We start from the raw sequence: 9,339 nt of genomic DNA, 5'->3' as shown, positions 1-9,339 counted from the left end.
CCGGTTTTTTAATTGTTTTCCGAGAGACCGCATTTGTCCGAATCCGCAGACCTGGCCGGCACGCCGCAATCGCTCTGGCAATCCTTTGCCGAACCAACCGACACACGCCAGTTTGGCAGCGCCTGGCTGGCCCTGCAGTGCGCGATGATCGAGGGTGTAACGGGTGCCGTGATGGTGCTCGGCCCGCCCGACACCGGACCGTTTTTGCCGGTCGCTTTCTGGCCGCAGCAGCAAGCTGCCAGCGCCTTGCTGGCCGAGGTCGCCGGACTGGCCCTGCAATCCCGCCAGCCGACCTTGCTGGCCGACGCGACCCATGCGGCGCTGGCATATCCGGTCATTCTCGATGGCCATCTGCACGGGCTGGTGGCACTGCAAACCCTGCCGCGTAGCGACGCCGCGATGCAGGACCTGACGCGTCAGTTGCAATGGGGTTTGCAGGGTATCGACGCGGCCTTGCTGCGCCAGCAATCCGGCCACGAGCAAGCCACCCGCGAGCGCCTGATGACGACGCTGGACCTGGTCGCCTCTGCCATGACCGAACAACGCTTTGCGCCAGCGGCGCATGCGCTGGTGACGGACCTGGCGATCCGTTTCGATTGCGACCGCGTCAGCGTCGGATTCCGGCGCGATGCCAGCACCAGCGTCGACGCGGTCTCGCACAGCGCCCAGATCGGCAAGCGCATGAACCTGATCCGCGCCATCGGCAGCGCCATCGATGAAGCCATCGACCAGAAATCCCTGTTGCAGTTACCCGCGCCCGCAACCCAGTTGCTGGTCACGCGCGACCATGCCGCGCTGGCGCGCCAGCATGGCAGCGACAGCTTGCTGACGGTGCCGTTTGTCACCGGCGACCTGATCGCCGGCGGCTTCACGTTCGAGCGTTCCGGTACGCGTCCGTTCACGCAGGACGACATCGAACTGTGCCAGGCGGTGGTGGCGCTGTGCAGCCGGGTGCTGGAAGAAAAGCGCCTCAACGACCGTCTGCTGGTGGCCCGCATCAAGGACATTGCACGCGACCAGCTGATCAGACTCACGGGGCCGCGTCACTATGGACGCAAGCTGGCGGCGGCCTTGCTGATGCTGGCCGTGCTGTTTTTCAGTGTCGCCAGCAGCACCTACACGGTGGGTGCGAACGCCGCACTGGAAGGCGCGATCCGGCGCGTACTGGTGGCGCCATACGATGGCTATGTCGACAGTGCCAGCCAGCGCGCCGGTGATGTCATCAAGGCCGGGACCGTGCTGGCCACGCTCGATCAGCGCGATCTGCAACTGGAATATCTGCGCTGGGCCAGCCAGGCCGAGCAATACGGCAAGCAATACCAGGAAGCGATGGCCAAGTCCGACCGGGTGCAGGTCAATATTTCGCTGGCCCAGGTGCAGCAGGCACGCGCACAAATGGAATTGTTGGCCGAACAGCTGGCGCGTGCCAGCATCACCGCGCCGTTTGATGGCATCGTCGTCAGCGGCGACCTGTCACAAGGGCTGGGCAGTGCCGTCAAGCGTGGCCAGACGCTGTTTGAAGTCGCGCCGTTGAACGCCTATCGGGTGATCCTCGACGTCGATGAAAGCGACATCACCGGCATCCGCGAAGGACAGCACGGCGAACTGATGCTGACGGCCTTGCCGGGACAGGTTTTTCCGCTGGTGATCCTGCACCTGACGCCGGTGACCACGTCCCGCGAAGGGCGCAGTTTTTTTCGGGTCGAAGCCAGCGTCGGGCAGGTCAGCGACAAGCTTCGCCCGGGCATGGAAGGCGTCGGAAAGATCGCGATCGGCCAGCGCAAGCTGGTCTGGCAGTGGACCCACAAACTGGTGGACTGGCTGCGACTAAGCGTGTGGTCATGGGTCTGACAATGACAATGCGCATGCGGCCGCAGCGATGAGCGAATCGCTGTTCAGCGAATCGTGGTACCGCGTTGCCAGCGTGCGGCCGCGCCTGCGCAACCACGCGCAAATCCACCGGCATGTCTATCGCGGTGGTGTCTGGTATGTGCTGCAGGATCACGCCAGCGGCCGCTTCCATCGCTTCACGCCGGTCGCCAATCTGGTCATCGGCCTGATGGATGGCGAGCGCAGCATGCAGCAGATCTGGGACATCGCCTGCGCGCGCCTCGGCGACGAGGTGCCGTCGCAATCCGAAATGATCAAGCTGATGTCGGACCTGCACCGCGCCGACGTGCTGCAAAGCGATGCGCCGCCCGATATCCGCGAACAGCACGAGCGGCGCGGCAAGCATGTGCGCATGAAGTTCAAGCAGTACGTCGGCAATCCGATGTCGTTGCGCTTTCCGTTGTTCGATCCCGACCGCCTGCTGCAAAAAGCCATGCCGCTGGTGCGTCCGCTGTTCGGCACATTCGGTGCGACGCTGTGGTGCCTGACGGTGCTGTCGGCGATCCTGCTGGCCGGTTTGCACTGGCGCGAATTTTCGGATGGCATGCTGGACCGGGTGTTCTCGGTCGATAACCTGCTGCTGATCTGGATCCTGTTCCCGCTGGTGAAAATCCTGCATGAGCTGGGCCACGGTTTTGCGGTCAAGGCACGCGGCGGCGAGGTCCATGAAATGGGCGTGATGCTGTTGCTGCTGATGCCGATTCCGTATGTCGATGCGTCGTCGGCCTCGGCGTTCGAGGACAAGCGCTGGCGCATGCTGGTCGGTGCCGCCGGCATGCTGACCGAACTGTTCATCGCCGCCATCGCGATGATTCTGTGGGTCTGGCTGGAGCCGGGTACCGACCGCGCGATTGCCTACAACATCATCCTGATCACGGGCGTCTCGACGCTGCTGTTCAATGGCAATCCGTTCCTGCGTTACGACGGCTATTACATCCTGTCGGATTACCTTGAAATTCCGAATCTCGGGCAGCGCGCCAACGAGCATTTGGGCTACCTGGTGAACCGTTACCTGTTCGCGCTGGACGATGCGCGCTCGCCGGTGGTGGCGCGCGGGGAAGGGCGCTGGTTCGTGTTTTACAGCATCACGTCGTTCGTCTACCGGATGCTGATGATGATCACCATCGTGCTGCTGGTATCGAGCAAATTTTTCATTTTCGGCATCCTGATGGCGCTCTGGTCGTTCTTCAATATGCTGGTGCAACCGGTACTGAAAAAGATCAGCTACGTCGTTACCAGCCCGGTGCTGCGGCGCCATCGCACGCGTGCGGTTGGCCTCAGTAGCGCGTTCGTGCTGCTGGTGCTGCTGGTGCTGTTCTGGTTACCGGCGCCGTCGTTCACGCGCAGCGAAGGCGTGGTCTGGGCGCCCGACGAAGCGCAGGTGCGCGCCAGCGTCGATGGTTTTGTCACAAAGGTGATCGCCCAGCCGGGACAACTGGTGCGCAAGGGCGATCTGCTGATTCGCTGCGAAGATCCGGAACTGGTGGCGCGCGTGGCCGTGCAGGCGGCCGAACTGGCCGGACTGGAAGCGCGCTACATTGCAGCGCTCGCCAGCAACCGCGTGCAGGCCGATATCCTGCAGCAGCAAACTGCCCACGCCCGCGTGGCACTGGAACTGGCGCAGCAGCGACTGGCCTCGATCAACGTACGCAGTCCAGGCAATGGCACCTTCGTCGTGGCCGATGCGCAGAACCTGCCGGGGCGCTTCGTTCAGCGTGGCGAATTGCTCGGTTACGTGACCAGCGATGCACTTGGTACCGTACGCGTGGTGATTCCGCAAGCCGATGCCGACAAGGTCCGGCAGGGCATGCGCGCCATCGAAGTTCGCGCTGTCGACCGGCCCTCCGACGTGATCACCGCCCGGGTCCTGCGCGAAGTGCCGGGCGCCACCGACCAGCTACCAAGCATGACGCTGAGCTTTCAGGGCGGCGGCAAGATCGGCCTCGATCCGAACAAGTCGGGCGAAGCGCGCACGTTGCAAAAGCTGTTCGTGCTGGACCTGCAACTGCCACCCGGGACGCGGCTCGACAAACTTAACAGTCGGGTCTACGTGCGCTTCGAGCATCCGTCCGAGCCATTGGGATGGCAGTGGTTCCATGCGGTACGCCGCGTTTTCCTGAAAAAATTCAATGTCTGATTTCTTCATCACCAAGCCGGTCCGCTTTGATCAGCTCTATCCCGAGCGCGAGGAAGTGCAGGATGACAGCCTGCTCGACCGCTGCGGCACTACTGCCAGTGGCTGGCTCGACCGCAGCTGGCGCACGCGGCCGTCCCGGGTGCGGGCGATCGTGCAGCAGGTGGCTCCGTTCGCGGCAGCGGTGCGCGACCTCGATGCCGATGGCATGCAGGAGCTGGCGCGGGAACTGGCGCGGCAATTGCGCCGTGAAGGCTTGCGTGATGCGCTGGTCGGGCAGGCTTTTGCGCTGGTGCGCGAAGCCGCCGACCGGATACTCGGGATGCGTCATTTCGATGTCCAGTTGATCGGTGGTCGCATCCTGCTCGATGGCATGGTCGCCGAAATGGAAACCGGCGAAGGCAAGACCCTCACCGCCACGCTGCCGGCCTGCACCGCCGCACTGGCCGGGCAGATCGTCCACATCATCACTGTCAATGATTATCTGGTGACGCGCGACCATGCGTTGATGCAGCCGGTGTATGCCGCGCTGGGCATCACGTCGGCGGCAGTCACGTCCGACATGACCCACGAACAGCGCCAGCTGGCCTACGCCTGCGACGTCGTGTATTGCACCAACAAGACCGTGGTCTTCGATTATCTGCGCGACCGTATCGTGCTCGGCAGCCAGGCCGATACGCTGCATCTGCGGCTGGAAAAACTCGCTGGCGGCAATAGCCGTACCGATCGCCTGCTGCTGCGCGGGCTCGGCTTTGCCATTGTCGATGAGGCCGACAGCGTGCTGGCAGATGAAGCCGGTACGCCGCTGATCATCTCGGCCGAAGTGTTCTCGGCGGGCGAAGCCGAACTGGCGCTGCAGGCCATCACGCTGGCACGGCAACTGGCCGAGGGAGAGCACTACCGGCTGCTGACCGGCGAACGTCGGGTCGAGATGACCGAGTCGGGGCACCAGCATGTGCTGGACCTGTGCAGTTCGCTCGGCGGGGTCTGGGCCATGACCTTGCGACGCGAAGAATTGATGTTGCAGGCACTCACCGCGCTGCACCTGTTTCGCCGCGACGAACACTATCTGGTGCGCGATGGCACGATTCAGGTCATCGATGAATTCACCGGGCGCGTCATGGCCGACCGCTCGTGGGGACAAGGCTTGCATCAGCTGATAGAACTGAAGGAAGGCTGCGACATCACGCCGCGCAAGGAACCGCTGGCGCGCATCAGTTACCAGCGATTTTTCCGGCGCTACCAGCATTTGTCGGGCATGAGCGGAACCGCCGCGGAAGTGGCCGGCGAGCTGGGCAGCATTTATGGATTGGCGGTGGTGCGGGTGCCGACCAACCGGCCCAACCAGCGCGTCCAACAGGCCGACCGCGTATTCGCAACCGACACCGAAAAATGGCAGGAAGTGGTCGCGGCGATCCAGCGCCATCACGTGCGTGGTGCGCCGGTGCTGGTGGGTACACGCTCGGTGGCGGCATCGGAATTACTCAGCGATCTGCTGCAGGCACGCGGTGTCGCGCACAAAGTCCTCAATGCCAAGCAGGATGATGCCGAAGCCGCCATCGTGGCTGGCGCCGGTCAGCCCGGCTGCATCACGATCGCCACCAACATGGCCGGTCGCGGCACCGATATCAAGCTCGCTGGCGCAGCGCTGGCAGCGGGTGGCTTGCACGTGATTTTGTCGGAGCGCCATGAAGCCGGTCGCATTGATCGCCAGATTGCAGGTCGCTGTGCGCGCCAGGGCGACCCCGGCCATGTCGAGACGATTTTATCGCTGCAGGATGCGTTGCTTGCGCCGTACACTGACGGCCTGTCGGGATGGTTCGCGGCGCGCTTTTTGCGGTCGGAACGCTGGCGCAGCCGCTGGATGCACCATGCGCAGCGCCGCACCGAACGCAGTCAGTCGATCATGCGCCACGGCTTGCTGAAAGCCGACCGGCAGATGGGTAGCATCCTGTCGTTTTCGGGACGGGCCGAATAGCCGCTGCAGTACAGAACATTTAATCCAGGTCACCAAAAGGAACACCATGAAAACCCGCTACTGCGCTGTGCTACTACTGATCAGCCTGACCGCGACAGCCGCCGACAAACCCGCTTTTGTGCCGCCGCAACCTGCGCCATTGCCGAACCTGGCGCCGGCAGGTGCCGTCCGGCCCGCCACAAAACCAGTCGCGGCCCAAAGCGGCAATCGCACCAAAAAATTTGGCGAAGACATGGAGTGCCTGCTGGAGCCGTCGCTGGTGGCCAATGTCGGCAGTCCGGTCGAAGGCACGCTGGCGCAGGTACTGGTGGATCGCGGTGCCGATGTGCGCCGTGGACAAGTCGTGGCGCGTTTGAATTCCTCGGTGGAAGCCGCCACCGTGACCTTGCGCCAGGCGCAGGAAGCCTATGGCCAGCGCAAGGTCACGCGCAATGAAGAGCTGTTCAAAAAAGACCTGATCTCGGCCAGCGACAAGGATGAACTGGAAACGCAAACCCGGCTGGCCGGACTGGAGCGCAAGCAACAGCAGGAAGTGCTCGCCCTGCGCACCATCACCAGCCCGATCAATGGCGTGGTGGTCGAACGCTATCTGGCACCGGGCGACCATATCGCGCAGGAAAAAATCCTCAAACTGGTGCAGATCGATCCGCTGTATGTCGAAGTGATCGCACCGGTCGAGATGTTCGGCGCGATCCGGCTCGGCATGACCGGCCAGGTACGTCTGGACCCGATGATGAGCGGCAGCTACAACGCCAAAGTGACGGTGGTGGATCGCGTGATCGATGCGGCCAGCGGCACCTTTGGCATACGGCTGGAATTACGCAACCCCGGTAACAAAATACCGGCCGGCATACGTTGCAACGTCAAGTTCGTCGGCTAGTGGTAGCGACGCGCGTCATCGCAATTGCGGCGCCGATCGGCGGTGGAAAATCGGCGCTGGCCGAGGGCTTAACGCGTGCGCTGGGCAGCGCGATGCTGCACTTTGATGATTATGAAACCGCGACACGGCAATCGGTTGAACAACTCGCGGCATGGCTGGCTGCTGGTGCGGATATTGATCAACTGGATGCGCCGGGACTGGCTGCTGAACTAACCCGTTTGCGCACGCTGGCCACGACCCCGGAACTGATTTTCGAAATGCCGCTCGGACGCGCCTGGTCAGCCACCGCGAGTCAAATCGATGTACTGATCTGGATCGATGTACCGCCTGACCTGGCACTGGCGAGGCGACTGCGCGACATCACGGCGTCTGCCGGTGCGCAACATCCTGCCCGGACGCTGGCCTGGCTCAATGACTATCTGGCGCATTACATCGACACCATCCATGCCGTGCTGGCCGAGCAGTTGCGGGTGGTGCGACCGCGTGCCGACCTGATCCTCGATGGTCGCGCCGAGCCTGCCGAGCTGGTACGGCAAGTGCTGGCGTTCCTCGGAAAAACACCATGACGACGCGCGACTATCTTTGCATCGATGCCTATCTGGGAGACATGGTCGGTGCCCGTGCGCTGGCCAGTGCCTTTGAAATCGGGCTGATCGACCGGATGCTGGAGGCTCCTTCTGATCTGGCGGCAGTGCAGGCAGATGTGCAGATCGATGCTGCCGGACTGGATCTGCTGCTGGGCATGTTGCGCGCGCATCGTGTACTGGATGGCGACGACTTGCGCCTGAGTGCGGACTTTATGGCGGCGTTGGCATATCGGGATTTGCTGGAAGCCAAACTGCAATTTGCCAATCTGGTGGCGCCGGACTTCCTGCATCTGTTCACGGCCTTGCTGATGGCGCCGCAGCAGTTTAAGGAACAGGCACGGTTGTTCAACTTGTTTTCGTACCAGCGCTGTTTCGAGGCGACGCCGGACAATCTGGCACAGACGGCACGCTGGATGCGTCTGACCACGGCGCTGACCAAGTATGAAGCGCAGGCTTGCCTGTCCGAACATGACTTTTCGGGGTATCGGCGCATGCTGGATGTTGGCGGCAACAGCGGTGAGTTTGCGTTGCGGGCCTGCCGTGCGCATCCCGGTTTGCAGGCGACCGTGTTCGATCTGCCGCTGGTCTGCGACATCGGCCGCGCTCATCTGGCCAGCGCGCCGGAGGCCGCACGGATCAGCTTCGTCAAGGCACCGATAGAGCCCGTGGCGCTGCCCGCCGGGCATGATCTGGTGACGTTCAAGTCGATGCTGCACGATTGGCCGGATGCCGAGATGGCCACCTTCCTGCGTAGGGCGCATGCGGCGCTGACCCCGGGCGGCACGCTGATGATTTTCGAGCGAGGCCAGTTGCAGATCGATGCCGGCCAGCTCGGTTACGGGCAGTTGCCGTTGATGCTGTTCTTTCGTTCGTACCGTGCACCGCAGGCGTATTGCGCCCAGTTGCAGTCGCTCGAGTTCGACGACATCACGGTGCGGCAAGTGCAGCTGGATATGCCCTTCATTCTGATTACTGCGGTCAAGCGCGCATGAGTACGCCTGCCTTCATTCCCGAGCTGACCACCACGGACGATCGGCATGTGGATTACTGCCTGTGGGATTACACACCGGTGGCTTCAGCCATCGGCAAATGGCGCTCGGTCAACCTGCTACGCGACAGCTTCGTGCACGCAGGACTGACTGCCCCGGCTTTCGATATGGTCGATGCGATCCGGCAGGCGTTCGGACCGTCGCGTACGGTCTGGGGTATCAAGTTTTCGGCGGGGCGGATCAGCTGGGAACTCTACTTTTATGACTACGATCGGCAGCAACGCACGCGCTCGGTGACGCGACTGCTGGAGGTGATCCGGCCCTGGATTGCGTCGCCGCTGCAGGTCAATGAAGCGCGTGACTATTTCATGTTTTCCATCGACCTTGACCGCGGCGCTCTGGAGCTGCGTCAGTCATTGGAATCGCTGCAGCTGTATATCGGCAATGTCGGCAGTACGGTGTCGTCGGGCATCTGTTACGACGTGACGCGCCAGGCGATGACGCTGAAGAATTTCTACTTTTTTTTCGATGCCCGCACGCAGATCCGGCAGATCGTCGACAAGGTGCGTTCGTCGGCCTATCTGGATTTGTCGTGCTTCGATCTCGACAGTGTGTTGTGGCCCGAATTGCGCGAATGCCAGACCATCGTGGTGGCCAACAAGCGCCATCATGATGGTGTGTATTTTTCGCGGATCACGATCGACCAGTTGCTGTTTTTTATGCACAAGCTGGCGTATCCGGCGACACTGATTGCAACAATCGTCCAGCAGCGCGCGCAGCTCGACCATTTGCTGTATGACGTGGGCTTCGATTACCGCATGGAAGATGGCGTGCTGCGGATACTCAAGAGCGCCTATTACGGCGTGTTTTAATTTGTCGAA

At 62.4% G+C, this 9,339-nt stretch carries 7 protein-coding genes; all 7 read left to right on the top strand.

Translation table 11 applies throughout. The features are described 5' to 3' along the window. Window positions 1–33: 33 nt before the first annotated feature. From ABD720_RS01005 to ABD720_RS00975, 7 genes are read left to right on the top strand one after another with little or no spacing between them, the layout of a single operon-like run. Window positions 34–1,851, top strand: coding sequence for an efflux RND transporter periplasmic adaptor subunit (locus ABD720_RS01005; protein ID WP_344761341.1), 1,818 nt, complete (start codon window positions 34–36; stop codon window positions 1,849–1,851). 28 nt (window positions 1,852–1,879) lie between these two features. Continuing rightward, window positions 1,880–4,027 carry a biotin/lipoyl-binding protein gene (locus tag ABD720_RS01000; protein WP_344761340.1) on the top strand — a complete coding sequence of 716 codons (2,148 nt, stop codon included), beginning with the start codon at window positions 1,880–1,882 and terminating at the stop codon, window positions 4,025–4,027. Next, window positions 4,020–6,002: a preprotein translocase subunit SecA gene (locus ABD720_RS00995; protein ID WP_344761339.1), complete on the top strand. Its 1,983-nt coding sequence runs from the start codon at window positions 4,020–4,022 to the stop codon at window positions 6,000–6,002. The genes ABD720_RS01000 and ABD720_RS00995 overlap by 8 nt, the downstream gene beginning before the upstream one ends. A gap of 46 nt (window positions 6,003–6,048) precedes the next feature. Beyond that, window positions 6,049–6,882 carry an efflux RND transporter periplasmic adaptor subunit gene (locus tag ABD720_RS00990; protein ID WP_344761338.1) on the top strand — a complete coding sequence of 278 codons (834 nt, stop codon included), beginning with the start codon at window positions 6,049–6,051 and terminating at the stop codon, window positions 6,880–6,882. Then, complete coding sequence (locus ABD720_RS00985) at window positions 6,858–7,448, top strand: nucleoside/nucleotide kinase family protein (RefSeq protein ID WP_344761337.1); 591 nt, start codon at window positions 6,858–6,860, stop codon at window positions 7,446–7,448. Before ABD720_RS00990 ends, ABD720_RS00985 begins: the two co-directional genes overlap by 25 nt. After that, window positions 7,445–8,461, top strand: coding sequence for a methyltransferase (locus ABD720_RS00980; protein WP_344761336.1), 1,017 nt, complete (start codon window positions 7,445–7,447; stop codon window positions 8,459–8,461). The genes ABD720_RS00985 and ABD720_RS00980 overlap by 4 nt, the downstream gene beginning before the upstream one ends. Continuing rightward, complete coding sequence (locus ABD720_RS00975; RefSeq protein WP_344761335.1) at window positions 8,458–9,330, top strand: hypothetical protein; 873 nt, start codon at window positions 8,458–8,460, stop codon at window positions 9,328–9,330. The genes ABD720_RS00980 and ABD720_RS00975 overlap by 4 nt, the downstream gene beginning before the upstream one ends. Window positions 9,331–9,339: the final 9 nt, after the last annotated feature.

This window comes from Actimicrobium antarcticum, from assembly GCF_039536745.1.
In the GTDB taxonomy this organism is placed as follows: Bacteria; Pseudomonadota; Gammaproteobacteria; order Burkholderiales; family Burkholderiaceae_D; genus Actimicrobium; species Actimicrobium antarcticum.
Note: the sequence above shows the minus strand (reverse complement) of the source record. Positions and strands in the feature narration are given on the sequence as shown.

Bases quoted from the DNA above. Each gene is read 5' to 3' on its own strand.
- ABD720_RS00990 (WP_344761338.1), top strand. From the start codon at position 6,049: ATGAAAACCCGCTACTGCGCTGTGCTACTACTGATCAGCCTGACCGCG.
- ABD720_RS01000 (WP_344761340.1), top strand. From the start codon at position 1,880: ATGAGCGAATCGCTGTTCAGCGAATCGTGGTACCGCGTTGCCAGCGTG.
- ABD720_RS00980 (WP_344761336.1), top strand. From the start codon at position 7,445: ATGACGACGCGCGACTATCTTTGCATCGATGCCTATCTGGGAGACATG.
- ABD720_RS00975 (WP_344761335.1), top strand. From the start codon at position 8,458: ATGAGTACGCCTGCCTTCATTCCCGAGCTGACCACCACGGACGATCGG.
- ABD720_RS00995 (WP_344761339.1), top strand. From the start codon at position 4,020: ATGTCTGATTTCTTCATCACCAAGCCGGTCCGCTTTGATCAGCTCTAT.